Consider the following 24097-nt stretch of genomic DNA (forward strand, 5'->3'; position numbering starts at 1 on the left):
ACTTTCCTAAATAACATTGGTATTTTTTCCAATGCTTTTTATACCAATTGCAATTTTTTCTGCTATTAAATTCTGGAACTTTAGCCCAAGAAATTAAATCACACCCCTGATGAGAAAATTGGTATCTATTGCACCGATCATCGCAGCTTATTTTTTTGCATTGCTGTTCATCTACGCGAGCTTGAATAAGGTGCTTGATTTTGAAAACTTTCAGATCCAGTTGGCGCAATCCCCATTACTAAGCGCTTATGCAGGATTTATTTCCTATGTGGTTATCATTTGCGAACTCATCATTGCGGGAGTACTTTGTATAAAAAACGGAAGGCTAATAGGGTTGTATCTTTCGTTGGGAATTATGGTGAGTTTCACGGTATATATTTATCTAATTCTAAATTATAGTGATTTTGTGCCCTGCTCATGTGGTGGTATTCTTGAAAAGTTAGGTTGGACAGAACATCTGATTTTTAATATTGTCTGTATCCTCATTGCATTTGCAGGAATCTATATTCTTCAACAGCAGAATAAGAGGGAACTTTATAAGACTATAGTTACATCTATAACTATAAGTGTTGTTTCTGCTGGGGTGATTATCTGTCTGTTTTTATCTTCTGAGAACATCATAAAAAGAGAGAACAACTTCACGCGGAGGTTTTTATTACACCCAGTGATAAAAGACAAAACTTTAGACCTTAAGCTCAATTCATATTATTTTGCTGGAATAGATAGTAGCAAGATTTATCTTGGAAACGTCACCGCGCCATTGATATTGACATTAATTGATACAGCCTTGAATGGAACATCACAAATGAAAATCCATCTTGATAAATCTGATTACAAATTCCGGAATTTACAGATACAGATAAAAGCCCCTTTTTATTACCTCTTTGACGGAAGTGTGCCCATTATCTATAGAGGGAAGTTTGGGGATTCTGTTGCCAGGACCATTAGCTACAAGGATGCATACTTTAATCAGTTGGTAGTTATAGATTCTTCAAAATTTGCAATTAGAACCCAAAATAGCAATAACAGACAATATACTTTGGCAAAACTGGATCTTAAGGCCAATCTCAAAGTACAGATATTCCCCTCTATACTTGAAAAACAGGTTGATGGTGTTTTTGATTCTGATGGTAAGTTGATTAAAAGCAGTTATACCACTGATCTGGTTTATACGTACTCCTATAGGAATGAATTTATCGTGATAGATAGTGGCCTGAATATCAAAAAAAGGCTCCGCACCATTGATACTACAAAAATGGCCAAAATTGTCAGCAGGAGGCTCACGGATGGCAGACACAAAATGAGTGCACCGCCTTTAACTGTTAACAAAAACCAGACATTAAATGGGAAATTGTTATTTAATCAGTCAAATCTTATGGGAAAATATGAGTCTTCGAAAACATGGAAGAAAGCATCTGTTATCGATATGTACCGGATTGACAGACAGGAATATATTGGAAGCTTTTATATATACAATCAAAAAGAAAACACAATGTCAAACATGATGGGAACCGATAAATACCTTTTTGTTATCATCAGGAATGAACTGATCAGGTATCATTATAGGATACCATTATAAAATACTAAACCAGGGGAAGCCGAAAACCTTATAGAGTAGGCAAAAACTAATCCTTAAATTTTTCTATTATGAAAAAATTTATCTTTCCTGTTGCTGTCATATTGATGGGCGCAGGAGCTGCTTTTGCAACAAAAGCCGGAACCAGTAAAAATGTATTAATAGATGCTTACCGTATTGACGCGGTAAGTGGTAAGTGTATTAATGCGGAGCAACAATGTAGTACATTGGGTAATGAAACATGTACCTGGACGGCTGACAGCGTAACGCCGCTTCATGAGGAACCAATCTCTTCAACCATGTGTGGTGAAGAATTGTTCAAAGTGAACTAAACCAAAAAAGGATGCTATAAAGCATCCTTTTTGATTTGTACATCGATCCACCTGACTCTTTTTCCTTTTAGAAAATAGTCCCACCAATCAAAAACCTTTTCGTATAGATCTATACGCTCAGGTGTTCCAAGTCCAAGAGCATGGCCCTGTTTGGGATAAAACAGAGCAATAACATTCTTTTTATTTCGCTTGAGCCCAATATAAAACTCAAGTGACTGATCCCACCTGATATTTTCGTCTTTTTGTCCTGCCCACAATAAAATGGGCGCATTGACCTGATCGACATAATGGATGGGGTTATTTTTAAAATATAGTTCTTTATCTTCTGCAAAAGAGGAAGGCATTTCATATTGCCCATTTTCATATTGCCAATAAAATGGGCTACGGAAATTCTTGTTGTAAGAAAAATAGGACCTTAGGATGTCACTGTTGCCTGATCCTGATAGATAAGCTGCAAAACGGTCTGAATGGGTAGCTATAAAATTTGTTTCGTAACCGCCATGAGAATGTCCGGTGAGTCCGATTTTGGAACGATCGATATATGATCGCTTTGAAAGCGCATCCAGTGCGTTGTTCACACAGTCCAATGCAGAAAGTCCCGTGCCCTTTCCTCCAAAAACAATGTCTGGAAGATAAACAAAATAACCTCTCTCAACTAGTGCCCTAAGATCAAATGCTACTGGGTTTTCATAGCCCACGACCTGATACTCATTCCGCATGGTACTTTGAACCTGATAAATCCGCACAACCATAGGGTACACCTTCGCCGCATCGAAATCCGCAGGATAATAAAATAATCCCTTTAGAGGTTTACCTTCTGTATTTTTATAACTGATAATATCCATTTTTAAATCCTTTACCGACAGATCATTTTTGTTTGGTGACAGGATCTGGGTACGCGTTGATTTCTTAGTATTGGAACTGTACAGCGCAGCTGGTGAGTTGTAATTTTCAGAAGTATACCAGATTTTCTCAAGCCCTTTGCTGTGGTACAGTTCCCTGATTTTGTTCGAGGTTTCCGGTATCAATATTTTTTCTTTATTTTTAAAAAGGGAAATATAGGTTACAGTGTTTTCATTTTTGTTTTTTACTTCGATAAGTATTGGTCGTACACTCTGAATCTGCATTGTGCTAATATTGAGATTGGTACCTCCTAGGTTAGTTCTTACTTTATTGACTATCCGTACCTGCTGGCTATTCCCAATCCCAGCATTGGTAAGAATCTTTTTGAGAATATTATAAGTAAACAGTCCTTTTTCACTTTCAAAATAAATACACTTCCCGTCAGTGCTAAAGGCGGGATCGCGCAGAAACTTTTCGTTAATTTCTATTTTTACCATTGTGTCCAGATCGGTCAAAATCCACTTATCGTTCATCGAGCGGTATAAGATGTTCTTCCCATTGGCAGGCATTAAAAGTGTTGCAGCTTTGATGGTATCTAGTTTTACCGTTTTCTTTGTCTGTACATCATAGATATCCATATCTATATTCTGTACAACTGAAATATAATTCTGAATTTTTCCATTGTTATACACCAATAAAAAGCGTTTATTTCTGGTAGGAAGCATTGAATTATACTCCTGAGATGGCAAAGCAGATAAATCTTCTGTCTCTGTATTGTAATACCAATAATTACTTGTTACATTAAATCCCTGATCTTTATTGATAAGGTTGCCGTCATTTCCATACCAGATGTCAACAATTTCATTATTTAAAGTTTTTGTGTTTACGCTGATTATCCATGAACTTCCATGTTCTATATAACCCAGGTATGCATCCTTTTTTGTCGTGGGTAATAAAGGTTTCGAAACCGTTCCATTTTTAATATTAAGAAATGCAAGCGTTTCAGACATGGAAGATCTTTCTGTTTCAACAATAATAACGTGGGTTGCAGATTTGCTGATCTCGATACGTTTGATGATATTTTGTGTGCTGTATATGATCTTGGGCCTGTTGCCCGAGATATCAATTATTTCGTATCCATTTTCGTTTTTCCTGTAAACAAAACTTTTATCAGACTGGTCTGTGGCCGGAAGATTTTTGATGTCATTCAAACTATACAATTTTTTTCCGTTAACATCGAAAACACTTAATATGTCGGATTCGTCGATGATTCCATATTGTCCTGCATTTGGTAGGACACTGATATGTTTAACATGTAAATAAATAATTTTTTCGAGTGTTCTTAGGCTCGTGTATTCTGCTTTGTTATTACCGAAGGTGATAACAGCTTCATCTTTTAGGAAAGATTTTATCAGATCCTTTCCTATAATACTGACACGGCTGGTATTGGGAACTGAGGCGTTGACTACCATTGTGGTATCGCGGTTCCGGTCATAATATTTTCCAACCATTGCCCATGTTCCGGTTTCTGAAAGACCTAAAATCTTTATCCTGTACTGGCTGTTCATTTCATGATCCACGACATCTTTTTTGTCCTGGGCTTTAAGGCATTGGTAAGTTCCCAATAAATATAGGATCAACAGTATCATTATTCTTTCCATTAGTAACCAGTATTTTGAGGGTTTAAATTGGGATTAAGCTGCAATTCCTTTTGAGGAAGTGGCCACAATTCGTGATAGGTTTGCCAATGGGTTTTAACAGCTGTTAAAACCTGAAGCTGTCCCGTTCTTTTAAGATCAAAAAAACGGTGGCCCATTTCAGTGAAAAATTCTCGCCTGTCTTCCTGTAGTATCTCATTTAACAGTGTAGATTGAGAAACTGGACTTATTATGGGATTTATGCCTGCCCGTTGCCTTGTCGCGTTGAGGTAAGGCAGGGCTTGAGCTATCTTATTTTGTTTTGCCAATGCCTCGGACAGTAGCAGATAAACCTCTTCCAACCTGAAGACGATCGAATATTCAGTTGTGTTCGCTAATCTGTTTTTATATTTATCAGTCCGGTACCAGGTGTCTGGACCTACTGTAACTGTTGCTATCCACTTTTGTTTTCTTTGATCTGTAGTGGAAAAAGCTGCCACAAGATCTGCTGTTAAAGCGTAATTGTTGGCTACTGCACCTGTAAAGTAATAAATACTGGCTTCTTTGGTTGCATCGCCAGGATTCTTAGGTTTAAGCTGCCAAAGAATATGGCTTCCCGATTTTAGAAACACCTTGCTAAGGTCATTCTCAAAAGAATATAAAGGACTTTGAACGATATTATTTAGAACAATTTCTGCTTCCGACCATCGGTTCTGGGTCATGTAGACTTTTGCCAGGAGAAGTTGCGCTGTTTTTTTGTTCGCAAAAATTCTTTCAGGATTGTTGTAAGCATCATTCATCAAGCTTATAGATTCCTGAAGGTCGGAATCAAGTTTTTGCAATACGTCAAATGCAGGTGTCTTTGGTAAAGTTGTGTTGATCTTATAATCTGTAGATAGGGGATAGGGTATATCCCCAAAAAGTTGTTGAAGGTAAAAGAACAGCAAAGAACGTAAGAACAAGGCTTCACCTTTTAAGCGGGTCCGCTCTGAAGTTGAGAGTGAGGCGGAAGCCTGAACGCCTTCTAGAATTGCATTGGCGATAAATATCTGCTGATAAGTGCTTGTCCAATTGCTGTAGATCAGTGCATTGATGTCGGTTTGTTGGTTCTGATAAAGTTCATATATTCCATTTGTGGCCGTAGGTGAATAGGAATCCAGATCATCGGTATAAACCCCTAAATGTGGACCCATTTTGTCTCCCGCCAACAGGGAGTTATCCCTTACTCCGGCATAAAGCCCTGCCAAAACTGCATTTGCGGTCTGCGCATCCTGAAAGACCAGATCAGTAGTGATCTGGTTATTAGGTATCTCTACTTCTACCAATTTTTCGCATGAAATACAGATAAATGCTGTAATAAACGATAATAGAACAATATTGATAAGTTTAAATAGTTTCATTTGTTTTAGATTTTTAAAAGTTAAACTGTGTGCCAAATGCATAGGTTCTCAAAGGCGGTAGATAACCCATAGCGATAAACTCGGGATCAATACCGTAGTACTTGGTAAAGGTGAACAGATTCTGTCCCTGAAAATAGATTTTCACATCTTTAAAGATTCCGTTTTTAATAGGGATTTTATAACCAATCTGGAGGTTCTTCAAGCGGATAAATGAGGCATCCGAAATTGCTGCTGTACTGTTCTGGAATAAATTATGCGCCGCATTAACACCGGAGCGGTATGGAGCGTAGAAACCCGAGGTATTTTCTGTAGACCAAACATCTAAAACCGCTAAAGGCTGGTTGTTCATGCTTCCCGGAACAGGCATAATATTGTTATAATTCCGGTTTCTCTGTTTAACAAGCTGAAACAAGATGGATAAGTCCCAGTTTTTATACCGCAGGGTATTGTTCCATCCACCGAAAAACTGCACACCAATTTTTTCTACGACTTTATTGTCGTCGGGAGAGGATATTTTTCCGTCGCCATTAAAATCTCTAAACTGATACTGACCAGTTTGCGGATTGATTCCTTCGAACTGATAAACTTTTATAATTGAAGTGGGTTGTCCGATCATGTACTGGTTGGTATAAGTTGAGCCTTCCAGTCCGGGGAAGGAGATCAGCTTGTTTTTTGGAAAACTGATATTAAAACCTGTATCCCATTGAAATCTATCTGACTTAAAGGGACGTGCATTAAGTTCCAATTCGAATCCTGTATTCTCGACTATTGCTGGCAGATTTGCCAGAACCGATGGAAATCCTGTTATAGAGGGTAGCTGAATTCCAACCAACTGATTTGAGGATCTGTTAAGATACCATGCTGTGGTCAGATTTAATCGATTCTTAAAAAAGCCAAGTTCTACTGCCGTTTCGAGTTTTACCGTTTTCTCCCAACTATAATCGGGATTGTACAGGCGTGAGGGTAATAAACCCGTAACTGCATTATATATTGAAGAAGAAACAGTATAGGTATCAAGGTATTGGTAGTCTCCAATATTATCGCTTCCCGCCGAACCGAAACTAGCACGGAGTTTTCCAAAGCTCAGCCATTTGCTGTTTTTGAGAAATGCTTCTTCTGAAAACAGCCACGCGGCACCTACGGCTCCAAAATTGGCAAACCTTTTATTCGGTCCGAAGCGGCTGCTTCCGTCTCTTCTTCCCGTAACGTTCAAGATATACCTATTTTTGAACTGATAGTTTATCCTACCAAAAACTGCTGCGTATTTATATTCTGTGTTTATCTGGTCAGAAATCGTTTTGGTCTGTGCAGCACCGATATTCTCAATAAACTGGTTACTTTCAAAGCCAATTCCGGTCATAGCACCCTGTTGATTGAGGTCACGCTGAAAAGTTCCACCGATCAGAATATCAAATTCGTGACCATCGCTTTTATAAATCCAATTGGCCTGTGGTTCTATGATGAATGAAAACCTGTCCTGCCTGCTTCGGGATGCCCGTGAAGTAGCACTCGACTGTCCAAGGGCGAATGATGGATTATACATCGTATTAGGCTGTATAGCTATTTCATCGAGGGTCTGATAGTTAATACCGCCATTAAGCTTAACTCTAAAACCTGAAAACAATTCGTAAGCTGTATTGATATTGGTAAGGAGCTGTTTGGTTTCGTTATTATAAGTACTGTTGTATGGTGCGACGGGATTGGCAAAAGTATTGTTTTCCCAGTTTAGACTTCCGTTTTCGCTAAAAAGTGGAGGCGAGTTTGGCGCTAGCCAATAAGCCTGCCTTGTGACGTCGGATCTTACAATATTGTTCTTTTGTATGGAGAACATATTGGAAACATTTAACTGGAACTTTCTATCTAAAGAGCGGTGGGAGATATTACTTGAAATGTTATTGCTGACGTATTTAAAACCACTGCCAAAAGCTGTGGTCTGTTCACTGTGACCAAAACCTAATAAGAATGTAGTGGTTTCACTGCCTCCTGTTATTGATAGTTGGGAATTTGATGAGCTTGCGGTATTTCCGATCAGTATTTTTACCCAATCTGTACTGCGGTTCTGATCCCAGGTACCATTGATATCAAAGGCAGTGGCAGGATATGCAGTGATACCGTCGTTTGCAAATGCCTGTTTACGCATAGCGAGATACTGCTGGGTATCCATCATTTTCATCTTCGACGCAACATGGCTTAATCCGTATGTAGTATTAAAAGATAATTGAAGCTTTCCCGGTTTACCATTTTTGGTAGTGATTAGTACAACGCCATTGGCACCCCTTGATCCATAAATAGCAGTTGCATCGGCATCTTTTAGTATCTCCAGGCTTTCGATATCGTTTGGGTTGATACTGTTGAGCGGATTAATGCTTGCGCCCGGCAATATTACGCCAGAGTAGGGAGAGGTCATTTCACTTCCTATAGGTACACCGTCAACAACATACAGCGGCTGACTACCGTCAATACCTGTATTACTGGTGGTTCTCAGACTGTTTTTTCCCCTGATCTGAATATCAAAGCCACCGCCCGGCATACCTGAATTTTGTGTAATGCTTACTCCTGCCATACGTCCCTGAACGGTTGACAACACATTGTTTACAGGCTGGTTTTCGATATCTTTTGCTGTAACTTTAGAAATACTTCCGGTACGTTCTTTATCCTTTACAGCATAATACCCAGCATTGAGCGTAATTTCTTCGATCTTGCTTTCCCTGTTAGAAAGGTCAATGGTATCTTTCCTTTTCGGTTGGGTAGTAACTAGGAGAAGATTTTCATTTGTATCTGAAACAACCGATACTTTCTTGGTTTTCTGCCGGATAATAATTGCATTGTTAAAGATCAGCGCTTTAAAGGGTAAGCCCTTTAATATCTTATTAGCACAATCGAGCAGGAGTTCATTGCTGCATTTTACTTCTTGAATCCTAAAATTTTTCAGCTCACCAGTAGAGTAAGCGAAAGATTTGATTTTGTTTTCTGCCATAAAACGTTCAATGGCATCTGAGGCAGAAACTCTTTCTGCCGAAAAGTTAACCTTCAAATTAGAAAGGTTCTGTTGCTGCCCGCTAAAGAGCGTTACCCCCGATAAAAGCAATAGGGCAGCAGTGCAAATATTTTTCATATTTTTGCATTGTATTAAAATTAGTAACTCTGTGAAGATTTGTTATTAGTTTGATACGTGGCCGACGGGGGCAACCGTCGGTCGTTTTGTATCTTACCATCTTTATCTATCCGGTATCATGGCTGGTGTCATAAGGCACCATAACCTATTTTTCCAGTTCAAAAATTGAATCATTGGTTTGTTTAAATTTAAGATTAAGGTAAAAGGCCTGTATGTGAACTGCTACTTCTGCTGTTGCGTCTGTTGAAGTAGTTGTAATCTTTTTATTTTCTAAATCAGGGGGATAATTTATGCTGATCCCATACGTTTTTTCGATGACCTTAAACACATCTTTTACAGGACATTCCTTAAATATTAGGGATGCTGATTTATCAGTTATCGATGCCGACTTCATTTCTTTTGTCGCTGTTACAGAAGCAGCTTCGGGAATACCCAGATTGGTGAATGTTTGTTGTGGTTTCAGAACAATAGGTTCTTTAGACAGTTCGTTTCGGTATACCAATACTTTTCCCTCGAACAGATCAACTTTAAAGGTTTTGCCGCTTTGAGAAACTTTGAATACAGTTCCAAGTACCTTTGTTTCATATCCATTTGCATGAACTATAAAAGGGTGTTCTTTTGATTTTGCCACTTTGAAAATCGCATCGCCTTTGAGGAATACCTCTCTTGTGTCAGAAGGAAATGATTTTTCCACTGTCAGTTTACCACCTTTCAAAAGGATTACAATAGAACCGTCCGCTAGTTTGATTTCAGAATTTTGTGATGTGGCCAGGTAGACCTCTGGCTTGAAAAAGGTATTGTAACCAATTAAACCAACAATAGCCAGTAGTATTGTCGCTGCAACTGTACTATATATTCTTAGTCTTCTCAGTTTCTTCTTTCGTTCGTTAGCCCTTATCCCTGTCAGGATATTTTGCCATGCACGTTCTTCCTGATCAGGCGAGAAACCCTTTTTGATATTTTCATTGTCTTCCATAATACAATAGGTCTATATTATATATTATGGCGAATTGGAATAAAGGGACAGTAGTTTTAAGAAACTTTAACTATATAAATGCAAATTTTAACTTTTTTTAAGACTTATTGCGATCTCTGAGAAAAGCCATCGCTTCTGCAATATGGTATTTGACCGTACGCTTTGAGATATTTAGTTGAACCGCAATCTGCTGCTGGGTAATTCCTTCCAGTTTGTTCATTTTAAAAATCTGCTGACGGATCGGAGGGATAAGGAGTTCGATGTTCTCCTCGATTTTTTTTAAACGCTTTTCTTTCTTTTTTGCAGAGATTAAATCTTGAATAGAGGTATCGGCATGATTGGCAATCAGGCTTTCATTCTCAAAAGATTTATTTTCATTCCTGTAAAAATTAGCGATCTTTTGGTTGCATGTATTGAAAACAATATTTTCAATATTGATAGAATACAAGCTGTGGCGGTACTCCCAAAGGTGTATAAAAACATCTTGCAGTACATCCATTATATCGTCTTCATTTCCGATCTTTTTTTTGATATGGGAAAAGACTAACTGGTTGTACTGATGGAAAAACTCTTTATAAGTATTTTCTTCGGTGGTGATATGTGATCTAAAAGATATCACTGTTGTTTATAGGTTGACAAATTTATACATATATTAAATACTAAATACAAGATCCTGATGTTCTTTAAAGTGTTCATCTTGGATTTATCGTATCAAATGTTTTTCAAGATTGATAATATTATCTTTAAGAGAAAAGATCAACTCTTTTACTTTTAGATCTGTAAAATCCAGTACATCATAGTCCTTCAAAAGGCTGTACTCATATTCCCAAACCTCAAGAAGTTCGTAGGAAGAAATTTGATAGGGTTCAAAAATGGCATTGTCGGATTCGACCCATATCGATTTTTCCGTGATGCGCGCTAGTCGCTTATAAACAAAGCCGCCCCGGGTCACAATCAAGTAGTTTTTACCCACTTTCATGTCAACGATTTTTTCCGTGTAGCGTCCGATTATGTAGGTGCTGTCTTTGAAAGGAGGCATCGAATCACCCTCTGCCGGAAACCCCCGGTATTTTCCGTTTCTAAGGAAAGGAAGAGAAATGTGCTGAAGGCCTTCGATATAATCGGGATCACTAAAACCATTGACATAGCCCATCTGGGCTTTGTAAGGAACTATTTCTATTTTATTTTCTCCCGTTCTGCCGACTTTTATCGGAAGCACAATCCTGTTATCCGAAAGATTGACAATATCATCCAATGAATATTTTCTAAGGTCAACAGTCAGTAAAAGATCAATGCTCACATTAAAGTAGCGTGATATCTTGACCAATAGCTCGTATGGCGCTTGAGTAGGCCCATCTTCGTACTTTGCAAGACGGCTACGGTCTATTTCTAGACCTTCCGCAAGCATTCTCTGCGAGATTTCAAGTTTGTCCCTTAGATACCTTATGTTTCCTGCAAAATATAACATTGTCAAAATTCTTCCCAACAAAGTTAAATCTTTTTGCTAAATATATTAGCAATTTTGCAAGGTATTTATTTAGTAAGATGGAAAGAGCGATTGTACACATGGACCTGGATACTTTTTTTGTATCGTGCGAACGCAGGAATAATTCACAGTTGAACGGTTTGCCAATTATTATCGGTGGGGGAGATCGCGGTGTGGTGGCATCATGTTCTTATGAAAGCCGCCGTTTTGGAGTGCGTTCAGCCATGCCTATAAAAATGGCACTCAAACTCTGTCCTGAAGCTAAAGTAATCAAAGGGGATATGGATTTGTATTCTAAGCTATCCCATGAAGTGACCGAGATCATTGAAGAAAAAGTCCCAGTCATGGAAAAGGCAAGTATTGATGAATTTTATCTGGATTTATCAGGAATGGATAAATTCTTTGGATGTTATAAGTGGACACAGGACCTGGCATCAAGTGTAATGAAGAATACAGGGCTCCCGCTCAGTTTTGCACTTTCCAATAACAAGACCGTTTCCAAGATAGGGACTGGTGAAGCAAAGCCCATTGGCCATATGGAAATAAAGGATATTATGGTGAGGCCCTTCTTAAACCCATTATCGGTCCGGAAGATCCCCATGGTCGGCGGGGAAACCTACAAGCTTCTTTCCCGAGTTGGGATCAGGACTATTCATACGCTTTCTGAAATGCCTGCTGAGGTCTTGCAGAAATTAATGGGAAAGAACGGACTGGAACTGTGGAAAAAAGCAAATGGAATTGATGAAACACCAGTTATACAATATTCGGAAAGGAAATCGATTTCTTCTGAGCGTACCTTTACCAATGATTCGATTGATATTATAGCGATCAAGTCTATGATAACAGGCATGGCTGAGCAGCTTGCCAATCAGCTCAGGGATGAAAAATGGCTCACTTCTACAATTGTCGTCAAAATCCGTTATTCCAATTTCGATACCGAAACCAAACAGTGCCGTGTAAGCTATACCTCATCTGACCACGCCATATGTAAATATGCATTAGAACTATTCGATAAGGTCTATACACGCAGAATGCGCATCCGTCTGGTCGGACTAAAACTCACAGGACTTGTACATGGAGAATATCAGATGAATATTTTCGAGGATACACAAGAAATGATGAGCCTTTACCAGTCGATGGATTACATTAAAAAACGCTTTGGTAAAAATGCTGTTGGTCGTGCCTCGGGATTTAAATATTTGTAACAAAATTAAAATTTTAACCAATGTACCTTAACTGCCATACCTATCATAGCCTTCGCTACGGGACAATCTCTGTAGAAGACCTTGTAGGGTCAGCTAGTGCATTGGGGATCGATACTTTATGCCTCACCGATATCAACACGGTTACGGGCATTTACGAGTTTTATAAATTATGCTTAGAAGCAAATATAAAACCTATTGTTGGAATGGAAATCAGAGAGGCTGATGAGCTAATTTATATCGCCTTGGCAAAAAATGCCCGGGGTATTGCTGAAATCAACCAATTGGTGACCAATCGCAACTGCAACAATATATCACTGCCAAAAACAAAGCACAATTTTAAAAATGCGATTACCGTTTATCCCATTGAAAATATACCAGAGACCTTTTCAGAAAACGAATATATTGGAATCAGGCCTGAACAACTGAATCTTTTATTCCGTGCGGAATGGAAAAGCCTGATCTCTAAGATGGTAATTCTGCAGCCCGTTACCTTTAAAACAAAAATGGAGTATAACCTTCACCGCGTTTTACGTGCTATTGATCTCAATATTTTAGGTTCCAAGCTCAGGGTCGACCAGTGCTGCAAAGAAGATGAGCTTTTAATACCCCATCATAAATTACTGGATAAATATCAGCAATATCCACAGATTATAGAGAATACTAAGATTGTTCTCGACCAATGCAGTTTTGAGTTTAAGTTTTCCACTCCAAGGAATAAAAAACACTATACCGGGAGTCAAGAAGATGATTTAAAACTGATTACTAAACTGGCCTATGAAGGCTTAGTAGAAAAATATGGGACAAATGATGAGGTCGCGAGAAAGAGGGTTGAAAAAGAGCTCAAGGTTATCGATGAACTTAATTTTAGTGGCTATTTTCTCATCACCTGGGACATTTACAATACAGCAATTCGATGGGGTTTATGCATATCGGAAGGGGAAGCGGTGCCAACAGCATTATCAGTTATTGCCTTGGCATTACCAATATCTGCCCGATAGAATTGGATCTTTATTTTGAACGGTTCTTAAACCTCAATAGGAAAACACCGCCCGACTTTGATATTGACTGGAGCTGGCAGGAACGTGATACCATACTGGAATACATTTTTAAAAAATACGGCAAAGACCATGTTGCTTTCTGTGGAACAAATGTTGAATTCAAGTACAGGTCTATTTTTAGGGAGGTCGGAAAAGTATTCGGTCTGACTAAGGAGGAACTGGATGCTCTTGCGACCCAGCCCCTTGAAAACCATGATCAGAATTCTGTTGTAAAGCAAGTTCATAAATACGGGAAAATGCTGGAAAAATTCCCCAACCAGAGAAGCATGCACGCCTGTGGAATTTTGATCTCTGAAGAACCGATAACAAATTACTCAGCACTAGAGATGCCGCCAAAAGGCTTTCCCATTGTTCAGTTTGACATGCATGTTGCAGAGGATATCGGGTTGGAAAAATTTGACATTCTTTCCCAAAGGGGTATCGCTACTATCAATGATGCTGTAAAATTGATAAAAAAGAACAAAGGAATTGATGTAGATATCCGCGATAACCACCTTTCAAAAGATGAAAGCCAATGCAATAGATTTCTGAGCCAGGGCAAAACCATCGGCTGTTTCTATATCGAAAGTCCGGCCATGCGCGGTCTGCTCCGAAGATTAAAATGTGATAATTATAAAGTGCTTGTTGCGGCATCATCTATTATCCGACCTGGAGTAGCGCAAAGCGGAATGATGAAAGAATACATTTTCCGGCACAATTATCCAGATAAGTTTGAATATTTTCATCCTGTTTTTCAGGAGCAGTTAGGTGAAACCTATGGAATCATGGTTTACCAGGAAGATGTGATCAAAATTGCCTTGCATTTTGGTGGACTTCCAGCAACCGACGGTGACGTTTTACGTAGGGCTATGAGTGGCAAAGGCAGGTCGCTTGCGGCACTGCAAAAAGTAAAGGATCACTTCTTTGAATCGTGTCACCGATTGGGACATCCAGAAAAACTCAGTAGCGAGGTGTACCGTCAGATCGAATCCTTTGCCGGATACTCCTTTTGCAAAGCACATTCCGCATGCTATGCAGTGGAGAGTTACCAGAGCCTTTACCTGAAAGTTTACTACCCTGTAGAGTTTATGGTGGCCGCTATCAATAACGGAGGTGGATTTTACCGCACCGAAGTGTATGTTCATGAAGCAAGGATGTCCGGAGCGAATGTACTAAACCCATGTGTAAATAAAAGCGATTGGGAAACTATTCTTTATGGAAACGACTTATATCTAGGTTTTATGCATTTGCAAGCCCTCGAAACGAAAACAGCTTTAATGATTACAACAGAACGCAATCGAAACAGCGATTTCAGATCACTGGGGGATTTTATTAAACGAATTCCGATTGGCGTAGCTGACATGCAGATTCTTATTTTTATTGATGCTTTCCGCTTTACGGGCAAGCAAAAAAATGAACTTCTGCTTGAAGCTCGGATGGTGCTAAACGATTTCAAGCCTGAAAATAGAATGCAAGCACTGTTTGAAGAGCCTATAAAAGAATACCAGTTTCCTGAACTTAAAAGAGAAGTGTTTGAAGATGCCTTTGATGAAATTGAGCTGTTAGATTTTCCTGTATCATGCAGTCCTTTCGATCTTTTGGTCACTAAATACCGTGGATCGGTAATGTCTAAGGACCTTGTAAAATATCACAAGAAACAGGTTAAGATGCTTGCTTACCTAATCTCACGAAAACACGTACCTACCAATAGAGGGACCATGTTCTTCGGAACATGGATAGATGCCGAAGGCGATTATTTTGATACCGCACATTTCTCTGATTGCCTCCAAAAATATCCATTTAAGGGAGGCGGCTGCTATTTGCTCCTGGGAACTGTAGAAGTAGATTTTCATTTTCCAACGATTACCATTCTCAAAATGGAAAAAATGCCAATGATTCCTGATCCTAGATATACTTATGATAACGACAAACAGTATGAAGCCCATCAAAGGATCAGAGAAGATGTAAGTATGACGCATAGACTTCCATATCCACAGGAACATGAAATTGGACTACCTAGAATTAAAATGCAATAATCTTGAATTGTTGTTTCAAACAGATTACACTAATAATAGCGTAAAATTTTATCTTCGTTCCTGATCCAAACACTATTTTACATTACCGCCAACTACAGATTGAAGCCAAAATTCTTCCCCAAAAATGAGGGTAGTAAGACCATAATAAGAAGAAAATGCTATAATGGCTGCAGCAACTATAATAATTATCGCTAGCCATTTTTGTTTAGGAAGAATGCTGAAACGATCTTGATCTTTTCCTTTATCTATTTTCCTTTCAAGATATTGGTTTACCTTTTGATAAACCTCTAACTCTTCTAATGTAGGTTGCTGATTATCCATAAATGCAATATAGCAAATTATAAAAATTAAAAAAACTTCATATCGGAAAGTATTTGTGATGGAAGTGGCGAAAGAAAGCTATATCTGTGGCATAATAATATATATTAGTTTTGCCAACTTAGCTGACTGAAATATTATTTTTGCCAAAAATTCTAAAATGCCCAGATCAACACCAGCCACGTCCATAACAAGGAACCTAACTACAGTACTAACTAAAAACCTGGCGCTACTGCTTATCTTGCCAACACTGTTGGGAGGGTGCGAGCAGTTCGTTACACTTTGTTTAAAATCATTTACCCTTCTTTTATATTATTCTCCAACACAGGTTCCCATTGATGGTATATCTATACTGGTCAAAGTACCTATATTTTTGCTTGGTGTTTTTGTTAACTTGAAATATCATGAGGCTAGGACAAATATAAAAGCAAATTGGGGTACTCTTGTTTTCCTTTCAATATTCATCCTAATGCTGATTGCATTGACAGTTGTGTTATTTGTTCGCGAAGACTATAAACTGCTTATAAAGATCGCCTATCTTATAATTGCCAATATAGCTGTCATTCTTTTGCTTAAAAAAGATAAAACAGTTTTGCAAACTTTTAGTAAGAAGGCTACCTACGTTATAGCAGTTTCAATTGTACTCGCCACCTTCTATAATGTCCTTACTAAACGAGATTACAGTGAGGTCGGTAATATCACTAATTTAACGGATAAATTGAAGGCTAAATATCCAAATGCTAAACTGCTCTATAGTAATGATAAATACTTGTTCTATGATAGGGATACAACTCAGTTTAGTACAATAGCTAGGTACGAAATTGTTTCTACAGAAAAGCTGTTTTTAGAATCCTATGATCTTGAAAAGACTGAAACAGATGGTAAGGATGGTAATAAATGAATTACATCTTGTTCTTAGGGTGGTTTCAAATAAATATCAACTAATAAGACATGGAGTAGGGTAAGGGAGTTAAATTCATGAATAACTCTAAAATAAAGCTATGCGCAGCCTTATTTCAAATTCTTAAACGGTACGTATGTTAAAATGCTACATAGCAATCAAAGCTTCGTGAAAGATATGTTTGCTAATTTTAGATTTATCTTTCCAAATATATTTTTAACGGATAATCATAGACTTAAATATATCACAGTTGTGTTATATAAATATTATTATTATCGAAAATTTTAAAGTAAATGATTAACTTTAACTTAATATCACTTTCAAACAATGAAATCCTTATCAATAATCGATGAAAAGGAACTGCTACTTAGGTTGCGGGCAGGGGATTATTCTGCCTTTGAAAAAATATACTCAAATCATAAAAACAAAATCACCCAACGCCTTTTAAGATTGCTCAAATCTCGCTATCTGGTTGAAGATGTCTTGCAGGAACTTTTTATTAAATTATGGAATACCAGAAAAGGCATTCATGTTGAAAAGCCTATCGAAGCTTACCTATATCATATTGCAACAAATCTTGTCAATGATTATTTTCGGGAAATCTCCACGGATAAAAAGCTTGCTGAAGAATTATGGTATCGGATTTCTGATCTCTATAATCCATTTGATGAAATATCACAGGTACAGTCGGACAGCGAGCTTTTTCGTTCTATTGACAAACTTCCTGAACAGCGCAAGAAAGTCTTTCTTCTCTGTAAACTAGAAAAGAAAAGTTATGCCGAGGTAAGCAGACTCTTACAGATTTCAGAAGCAGCCGTCAATGATCACATCACCAAGGCAAACCGCTTCCTAAGAGATAATTACGATAAAGCAATCCCGTTTGCAGCTGTAATATTCTGCAATCATCTGATAGGATAGTTTCATTTTCTTGTTGACAGTATTTACTCTTTCCGATTCTTGTTTAATATTTTTTTTGTCTGAAAATCAGGAAGTTAATAATTATTCACTTTTTTTTTAATTATACAGCTATTGGTTTTGTCTCCATCTCCGTATTACTATTAAAGAAAAAGATTTGGAAAATTCTCACGATATCAAAGGACTCTTTACTAAATACCTGAATAAAAGTATTAGCAGGAACGAGTATGATGCGTTATTGAAATACTTTGGCAAGCAGAATGATAACGAACTGGGAGATCTTATAACTCGCGCTTTATCAGAAGATATTGCGGTAAATGATGATACTGAATTAAATGAGATTGTAGATTCCGTTGAATATAAGCTTCGTCAGAAGCTACAGCCACGAAAAAAACTTCATCTTAAACAATACATTCCATATGCGGCAATTATTATCGCTGCCTTACTTGGTGGGAGCTACCTTCTCTTGAACTACCATACGCCAAAACAAAAGGTTGAATTAATCACGGATGTGAAACCGGGGCATAGTGCTGCCATGCTTACGCTTGCCAATGGTAAGAAGATTTTGCTCAATGAAGTTTCCAATGGGAGCATTGCAAATGAAGGAGGGATCAGTGTCTCAAAAAATAAAAATGGCGAAGTCGTTTATACTGTCACTGGATCAAATGATAATTTAGATAAAAACCTAAACACACTTTCAACTACGAACGGAGAAACTTACCAGATTGTTTTGTCTGACGGTACCAGAGTATGGCTTAACGCGGCAACTACATTGCAGTATTCTACAAACTTAAAAGAGGGCGATAAGCGGAAAGTAAAACTGCTAACTGGTGAAGCCTATTTTGAAGTAGCCAAAGACAAACAGCATCCTTTTATTGTTGAAACCGCAAAGCAGGAAGTTGAGGTTTTGGGAACACATTTTAATATCAACAGCTATGTCGATGAAGGGCGTACAGTGACCACACTTGAAGAAGGTTCAGTAAAAGTTTCACCTATATTCAATGGAACTCACAAGAATAATATCATCTTAAAACCCGGACAGCAGTCCCTAATTGCCAATGGAAATATCAATGTGCGTCAAGCCGATATAGAGACTGCGCTTGCATGGAAGAACGGCGAAATTTATTTCAAGGATGCAACAATTCAAGAAGTACTTAGGCAAGTAAGCAGGTGGTACAACGTCGAAATTAAATACAAAGGCATTCCTACTCGGACAGTATTTAACGGCGGTATCAAGCGTGATTCAAATCTCTCTACTGTTCTGCGTATCCTGAAATTGAGCAATGTTCAGTTCGAATTAAAAAAAGAAAATAACACAACAACCCTAATCGTCCAGTAGGAATAATAAAAGTCCAATATGTCAATTTTAAACCGCAAATGCCTATGAGATAGTTTTTTCAATTTTTAGGATTAGTTAAGAAACCCACAAAAATAAACCGGAGACATCGTTCGAGGATGCTCCGGTTCAAGTGGGCTTTGTGAACAATCGGCACTAACCAATTTATCAACTAACTGCAAGGCATCTTAACGCTCTCAGAATGGGATGACCATGCAGCAAAACCAAAACAAACTTATGATTTTTTCAGCAAACTGGCGCTATCCCGTACGGCATAGTACAACAGTTTTCTGGTCTTTTCTTAAAAAGACCATTCAGACGACATTTTTAAATTCCACGGTCATGAGGTTACATTTAATCATATTTACATTGATGCTGGCTGGCCTTATTGCTACAGCAGCAGGAGTAAAGGCACAAAATGTAACCTTAGAAGCGAAGGCAACCCCCTTATATCAGATATTCAAACAGGTAGAAAAGCAAACAGGCTACAGGTTTTGGTATAGTGGCAAAATGCTGGATAAAAATACACCCATTACTACGAGCATTACTAATGCACCACTCAAAACAGCATTGGATAAAATCTTTGCAGACCTCCCTTTTACCTATGAAATACTAGATAAAACCATTGTTGTAAAGGAAAAGCCAGTTGAGTCAGAAATACCGAAAGAAAAGCAGACCAAACAAACCATTACAGGAATTGTAATTGACGAAAATGGTCAGCCTTTGGTGGGAGCTAGTTTAACTATAAAAGGAACTAACAAAACCACAATGACAAACAGCGACGGAAAATATACCTTTTTAGACATTGCTGATAATGCAGTTCTGATCGTTAGCTACGTTGGTTACAATGCGTGGGAAGTTAATTTAAAAAATGCGAACAGTATTACTCTAAGCAGAAGTGATTCTAAATTAGACGATGTCCAAGTCATAGCGTATGGTACAACGACAAAACGTCTCAACACAGGTTCAGTTGTTTCGGTTTCCGCAAAGGATATCGAACGGCAACCCGTTTCAAACCCCCTTGCAGCTTTAATTGGGCGCGTTCCTGGGCTTGTGGTAACTCAACAATCAGGAGTTCCTGGTTCGTCTTTTTCTATGCAGATACGGGGAAGAAATTCCATTTCGCAAGGTTCGCAGCCATTAATTCTAATTGACGGGATACCATTTGCTGCTGGAAACGAGAACATACAGTTGATAGGTTCAGCCATCAGCAATGTCAACCAAGGTAGTGGCGTTAGCCCATTCAATGCCATCAACCCTAATGATATTGAAAGTATTGAGATTTTGAAAGATGCAGATGCTACTGCTATTTACGGTTCAAGGGGAGCTAATGGGGTTATATTGATAACATCCAAAAAAGGGCAGGCGGGCAGAACACAGATTAGCGCTAACTTTAATACGGGGGTTACCCAAGTAGGAAAACTGCTGCCACTACTTAATACTGAGCAGTACACTGCTATGCGGAATGAGGCGTTTGCAAATTCCAATACCATACCGACCCTAATTAATGCTCCTGATCTGACGATTTACGATCAAGGTAGATATACGGATTACCAAAAAGAGTTTTTGGGTGGAACTGGATATACAACAAACGCTAATCTTTCTCTTTCTGGAGGAAGTGCAGCAACGCAATTTCTGTTAAGCGGAACATACTATAAAGAAACAAGCATCTTTCCTTCTGATTTACCTAACCAGCGGGGAAGTATGCTTGCTAATATCACACATAAATCGGTAGATAATAGGTTTACCGTAAACTTCTCCGGAAGCTACACTTCGGTACAGAATCGGTCCGCGACCTCGGATTTGACATTTTATACGTTTCTGAGTCCGAATACTCCCGCTTTCTTTGATGGAACCGGGAAGCTACAATGGACATTTAATGGCGCAAGTATTGAAAATCCATATTCATTCCTAAGGGAAAAATATAATATAAATACAAATAACCTTGCAGGCAGCCTTAATGCATCGTACAAAATATGGAATGGATTATCGGCAAAAATACTGGCAGGCTACAATCAACAGTTTACCAATGAGCAAAAGTTATCACCAGCAGATGCTAAGAGCCCAACTAATCCCACACAGGGCCACGAAGCAACATTCGGAAAGAATCAACTTAGCAGTTGGAATATAGAACCCCAGCTAGAATACACATCACAAATTTGGGTGGGAAAATTGACGGCCTTGGTGGGAACAACCTTTCTTTCCAGAAGTAATTCTGCTCTGACGATAATAGGAACGGGTTATGGTAGTGAGGTGTTATTGGAAAGCTTTGATGCTGCTACTACTATTGATGCCAGTAGTTTCTCTTCACTATACCGCTATCAGGCATTATTTAGTCGGATTAACTATAACATTGCGAATAGATATCTATTGAATATTACAGGCCGTAGAGATGGCAGCAGTCGTTTTGGTCCAGGAAAACAGTTTGCGAATTTTGGTGCTGTTGGCGCAGCTTGGGTTTTTTCCACAGAAAAATGGATGCAGAATGTTTCTGCTTTAAGTTTTGGTAAACTACGAGCCAGTTACGGGGTCACCGGAAATGACCAGATAGGCGACTATCAGTTTGTAGAAACATGGAAAGCAGCCACTAATGCGTATGTAGGTGCTTCCGCGCTAATTCCAAATAATCTTTATAATGGAAATTATGCTTGGGAACGAAACAAAAAAATCGAGGTCGGGTTGGAATTAGGGTTTTTGAGAGACAGGGTCTTATTTTCGGTAGATTATTTCAAAAACCGTAGTGACAACCAGTTAATAAACTACAAGCTACCTTATATAACAGGATTTGCTAACGTTATCGCTAATTTCCCTGCAACGGTTGAAAACAAAGGCTGGGAATTGAGCGTAAGTGCTACCCCAATAAAAGGAGAGGATTTTCGGTGGGAAAGCAATTTTAATATAACAATCCCCAAAAATACCTTGACATCATTTCCAGGTATTGAAGCCAGCTCTTATAAATCACAATACATTGTTGGACATTCACTAAACAGTATTTATAAATACACTGCTACAGGTGTAAATGCTCAAACGGGGCTACTTCAGTTTCAGGACATAGATGGGAATAACGCTATTAATGTTAACGACTATCAGCTGAATGGGAGTACTGATCCGAAATTTTATGGTGGTTGGCAGAATACGCTAAGTTTTTCAGGATTCGAATTACAATGGTTTATCGATTTTAAAAGACAAATCGGACGTAACCATTATTATTATTTGTATGGTATTTCCATACCAGCTGGCTCAAAACGTAATTTGCCGGACTTGTTGGCCAGCAGATGGAAGCAAGTCGGAGATGTAACTGACTTGCCTAAAATTACATCAGCTAGCGCCGGAACACAGGCAAGCAATACCCTAAACAGCAGTTTTGCCTACAGCGACCAGTCGTTTATCCGATTGCGTAATGTGTCGCTAAGTTATTTGTTTAAAAATAAAGTCTTGTCTAAAATCGGTGCAAAGACCGGGAAGGTTTATGTGCAAGGACAAAACTTAATGACCTTTAACGCTACCAAGGGATACGATCCGGAAACCCAAAACCTTACGGTGTTGCCTGCATTGCAAGCATATACTGTTGGTTTACAAATTTCTTATTAATCATGAAAAAGAGAATCTTATATTTTACGGTTGCACTACTGTTTTTGCATTTAGGTGCATGTAAAAAATTTATCACTGTAGGTCCGCCATCAACCCAGATCGCCAGTAGTTCAGTATTTCAAACAGAGGAAACAGCAATTTCGGCCATCAATGGTTTATATACCACTATGTGTAACTCAAGTCTATATGTTAGTGCAGGAGGATCGACTGTGTATTTGGGATTGTATGCAGACGAATTATACACTACCTCCACCAACGCAAATGCAGTTGAGTTTACTGAAAGCAAGCTTGGTATTGCTAATAGTTTTATCTACAACAACTTCTGGCGGAACCTGTATCAAGTAATATACCAGGCAAATAGTTGTATCAGCGGTTTACAGGATTCCGCAATCGCGCCAGCCTTGCGGAATCAGCTTTTGGGTGAAGCGTATTTTATGAGAGCTTACTGTTATTGGCATTTAACGAGCCTTTTTGGTGATGTACCCTTGGTTTTGACGGGGGAGGATTACGCAGGCGTAGCACTGATGGGACGTACCCAAATTGCTGAAGTTAAAAATAAGATTATATCCGATTTAAAAAAGGCTAAGTCACTTGTCAATAAGGCATACCCAACCAACGGTAGGTATAGGGTGAATTACTATACGGTTTTGGCAATGCTATCACGTATTTATACGTATTTGGGGAACTGGGATGAAGTTCTTTCCTCAAGTAATGAAGTAATTAGTCAGGGAGGTACTTATTTTCTGGAACCCGATCTCAATAAGGTATTTCTTATTGGAAGTAACGAAGCGATTTGGCAAACTGCTTCTGGTGGCGCATCTGAGAATACCTTTGAGGGGCAGCAGATGGTTCCTTTGACTGCCGCTACAGTACGCCCCAATTATCCTTTGCAAGCAGCTTTGTACAATGCATTCTCCGGAGTCGACAAACGAAAGACAAGTTGGATAGCCACAAAAACGGTGTCAGGCATAACGTACCAATATCCCTACAAATACAAAGTCGGTGCACTTGGAACTACGAAAGTGGAAGCACAAATGATGATACGTCTTGCTGAAGTATTTTTGAATCGTGCCGAAGCGAAAGCGCATTTGGGAGATATAACCGCAATTGATGATTTGAATAAGATTAGAAACCGCGCCGGTTTGAGCAGCCTATCTATTCTTAACGGGCAAGCATTACTTGATGCGATTATGGTGGAGCGACGCTTTGAGCTTTTTGTAGAATGGGGTCTACGGTGGTACGATCTCAGGCGTACAGGTAAGCTTGACCAGGTCCTCGGCTCAATGAAAAGTACTTGGACGCCATCTGCAGGACTGTTTCCAATTCCAAATTCTGAAATATTAGCAGCACCAAATTTAACTCAAAATCCAGGCTATAATTAATACGTAAATTT

Annotated in this window: 16 protein-coding genes and 2 pseudogenes; 11 read left to right on the forward strand and 7 right to left on the reverse strand. The window is 38.6% G+C overall.

Annotated features, from left to right (window positions below; translation table 11 throughout):
- Window positions 1–109 precede the first annotated feature (109 nt).
- Together J7E57_RS01315 and J7E57_RS01320 are read left to right on the forward strand one after the other, a co-directional pair.
- Window positions 110–1579 carry a MauE/DoxX family redox-associated membrane protein gene (locus J7E57_RS01315; RefSeq protein WP_215129847.1) on the forward strand — a complete coding sequence of 490 codons (1470 nt, stop codon included), beginning with the start codon at window positions 110–112 and terminating at the stop codon, window positions 1577–1579.
- Between the two features lie 68 nt (window positions 1580–1647).
- Complete coding sequence (locus J7E57_RS01320) at window positions 1648–1908, forward strand: DUF6520 family protein (protein WP_215129849.1); 261 nt, start codon at window positions 1648–1650, stop codon at window positions 1906–1908.
- 14 nt (window positions 1909–1922) lie between these two features.
- Here the strand turns inward: J7E57_RS01320 and J7E57_RS01325 are convergent, their stop codons facing one another.
- The 6 genes from J7E57_RS01325 to J7E57_RS01350 form a co-directional block, all read right to left on the reverse strand.
- The gene (locus tag J7E57_RS01325) at window positions 1923–4412 is read right to left on the reverse strand and encodes an alpha/beta hydrolase family protein (RefSeq protein ID WP_215129851.1); all 2490 of its coding nucleotides are present in this window, start codon (window positions 4410–4412) and stop codon (window positions 1923–1925) included.
- Entirely contained in the window at window positions 4412–5788 is a 1377-nt protein-coding gene (locus J7E57_RS01330) for a RagB/SusD family nutrient uptake outer membrane protein (protein WP_215129853.1), read from the reverse strand. The genes J7E57_RS01325 and J7E57_RS01330 overlap by 1 nt, the downstream gene beginning before the upstream one ends.
- A 13-nt stretch (window positions 5789–5801) precedes the next feature.
- Window positions 5802–8903 (reverse strand): SusC/RagA family TonB-linked outer membrane protein, encoded by a 3102-nt coding sequence (locus tag J7E57_RS01335; protein ID WP_215129855.1) that lies wholly within the window; start codon window positions 8901–8903, stop codon window positions 5802–5804.
- Window positions 8904–9048: 145 nt separating this feature from the next.
- A complete protein-coding gene (locus J7E57_RS01340; RefSeq protein WP_215129857.1) occupies window positions 9049–9879 on the reverse strand; it encodes a FecR family protein in 831 nt (276 codons plus the stop codon).
- Between the two features lie 97 nt (window positions 9880–9976).
- Window positions 9977–10498, reverse strand: a complete 522-nt coding sequence (locus tag J7E57_RS01345) for a sigma-70 family RNA polymerase sigma factor (protein WP_215129859.1) — start codon at window positions 10496–10498, stop codon at window positions 9977–9979.
- A gap of 84 nt (window positions 10499–10582) precedes the next feature.
- On the reverse strand, window positions 10583–11347 hold the full coding sequence (locus J7E57_RS01350) for an XRE family transcriptional regulator (RefSeq protein ID WP_215164902.1): 765 nt from the start codon (window positions 11345–11347) through the stop codon (window positions 10583–10585).
- Between the two features lie 77 nt (window positions 11348–11424).
- Here J7E57_RS01350 and dinB point away from each other — a divergent pair, with 77 nt between their 5' ends.
- From dinB to J7E57_RS27410, 4 genes and pseudogenes are all read left to right on the forward strand, one after another.
- On the forward strand, window positions 11425–12570 hold the full coding sequence (gene dinB, locus J7E57_RS01355) for a DNA polymerase IV (RefSeq protein ID WP_215129863.1): 1146 nt from the start codon (window positions 11425–11427) through the stop codon (window positions 12568–12570).
- 20 nt (window positions 12571–12590) lie between these two features.
- Window positions 12591–12824, forward strand: a pseudogene (locus tag J7E57_RS27400) (PHP domain-containing protein); the annotation flags it as partial.
- Window positions 12825–13073: 249 nt separating this feature from the next.
- Window positions 13074–14485, forward strand: a pseudogene (locus tag J7E57_RS27405) (DNA polymerase III subunit alpha); the annotation flags it as partial.
- Window positions 14486–14761: 276 nt separating this feature from the next.
- The gene (locus tag J7E57_RS27410; protein ID WP_410522675.1) at window positions 14762–15643 is read left to right on the forward strand and encodes a hypothetical protein; all 882 of its coding nucleotides are present in this window, start codon (window positions 14762–14764) and stop codon (window positions 15641–15643) included.
- Window positions 15644–15715: 72 nt separating this feature from the next.
- Here J7E57_RS27410 and J7E57_RS01370 read toward each other — a convergent pair whose 3' ends face one another.
- Entirely contained in the window at window positions 15716–15964 is a 249-nt protein-coding gene (locus J7E57_RS01370; protein ID WP_215129870.1) for a hypothetical protein, read from the reverse strand.
- Between the two features lie 157 nt (window positions 15965–16121).
- Here J7E57_RS01370 and J7E57_RS01375 point away from each other — a divergent pair, with 157 nt between their 5' ends.
- The 5 genes from J7E57_RS01375 to J7E57_RS01395 all read left to right on the forward strand — a co-directional run bounded on the left by J7E57_RS01375 (window position 16122) and on the right by J7E57_RS01395 (window position 24086).
- Window positions 16122–16862, forward strand: a complete 741-nt coding sequence (locus J7E57_RS01375; RefSeq protein ID WP_215129872.1) for a hypothetical protein — start codon at window positions 16122–16124, stop codon at window positions 16860–16862.
- Between the two features lie 327 nt (window positions 16863–17189).
- Window positions 17190–17780: an RNA polymerase sigma factor gene (locus tag J7E57_RS01380; RefSeq protein ID WP_215129874.1), complete on the forward strand. Its 591-nt coding sequence runs from the start codon at window positions 17190–17192 to the stop codon at window positions 17778–17780.
- A 154-nt stretch (window positions 17781–17934) separates the two neighbouring features.
- Complete coding sequence (locus tag J7E57_RS01385) at window positions 17935–19116, forward strand: FecR family protein (RefSeq protein WP_215129876.1); 1182 nt, start codon at window positions 17935–17937, stop codon at window positions 19114–19116.
- Between the two features lie 339 nt (window positions 19117–19455).
- Entirely contained in the window at window positions 19456–22704 is a 3249-nt protein-coding gene (locus tag J7E57_RS01390) for a SusC/RagA family TonB-linked outer membrane protein (protein WP_215129879.1), read from the forward strand.
- 2 nt (window positions 22705–22706) lie between these two features.
- Window positions 22707–24086, forward strand: coding sequence for a RagB/SusD family nutrient uptake outer membrane protein (locus J7E57_RS01395; RefSeq protein ID WP_215129881.1), 1380 nt, complete (start codon window positions 22707–22709; stop codon window positions 24084–24086).
- Window positions 24087–24097: the final 11 nt, after the last annotated feature.

Source organism: Pedobacter sp. ISL-64, assembly GCF_018613605.1.
In the GTDB taxonomy this organism is placed as follows: domain Bacteria; phylum Bacteroidota; class Bacteroidia; order Sphingobacteriales; family Sphingobacteriaceae; genus Pedobacter.

Coding starts and splice junctions, on each gene's coding strand:
- J7E57_RS01315 (WP_215129847.1), top strand. CDS start 110: ATGAGAAAATTGGTATCTATTGCACCGATCATCGCAGCTTATTTTTTT.
- J7E57_RS01320 (WP_215129849.1), top strand. CDS start 1,648: ATGAAAAAATTTATCTTTCCTGTTGCTGTCATATTGATGGGCGCAGGA.
- J7E57_RS01325 (WP_215129851.1), bottom strand. CDS start 4,412: ATGGAAAGAATAATGATACTGTTGATCCTATATTTATTGGGAACTTAC.
- J7E57_RS01330 (WP_215129853.1), bottom strand. CDS start 5,788: ATGAAACTATTTAAACTTATCAATATTGTTCTATTATCGTTTATTACA.
- J7E57_RS01335 (WP_215129855.1), bottom strand. CDS start 8,903: ATGAAAAATATTTGCACTGCTGCCCTATTGCTTTTATCGGGGGTAACG.
- J7E57_RS01340 (WP_215129857.1), bottom strand. CDS start 9,879: ATGGAAGACAATGAAAATATCAAAAAGGGTTTCTCGCCTGATCAGGAA.
- J7E57_RS01350 (WP_215164902.1), bottom strand. CDS start 11,347: ATGTTATATTTTGCAGGAAACATAAGGTATCTAAGGGACAAACTTGAA.
- dinB (WP_215129863.1), top strand. CDS start 11,425: ATGGAAAGAGCGATTGTACACATGGACCTGGATACTTTTTTTGTATCG.
- J7E57_RS27410 (WP_410522675.1), top strand. CDS start 14,762: ATGTCCGGAGCGAATGTACTAAACCCATGTGTAAATAAAAGCGATTGG.
- J7E57_RS01370 (WP_215129870.1), bottom strand. CDS start 15,964: ATGGATAATCAGCAACCTACATTAGAAGAGTTAGAGGTTTATCAAAAG.
- J7E57_RS01375 (WP_215129872.1), top strand. CDS start 16,122: ATGCCCAGATCAACACCAGCCACGTCCATAACAAGGAACCTAACTACA.
- J7E57_RS01380 (WP_215129874.1), top strand. CDS start 17,190: ATGAAATCCTTATCAATAATCGATGAAAAGGAACTGCTACTTAGGTTG.
- J7E57_RS01390 (WP_215129879.1), top strand. CDS start 19,456: ATGAGGTTACATTTAATCATATTTACATTGATGCTGGCTGGCCTTATT.
- J7E57_RS01395 (WP_215129881.1), top strand. CDS start 22,707: ATGAAAAAGAGAATCTTATATTTTACGGTTGCACTACTGTTTTTGCAT.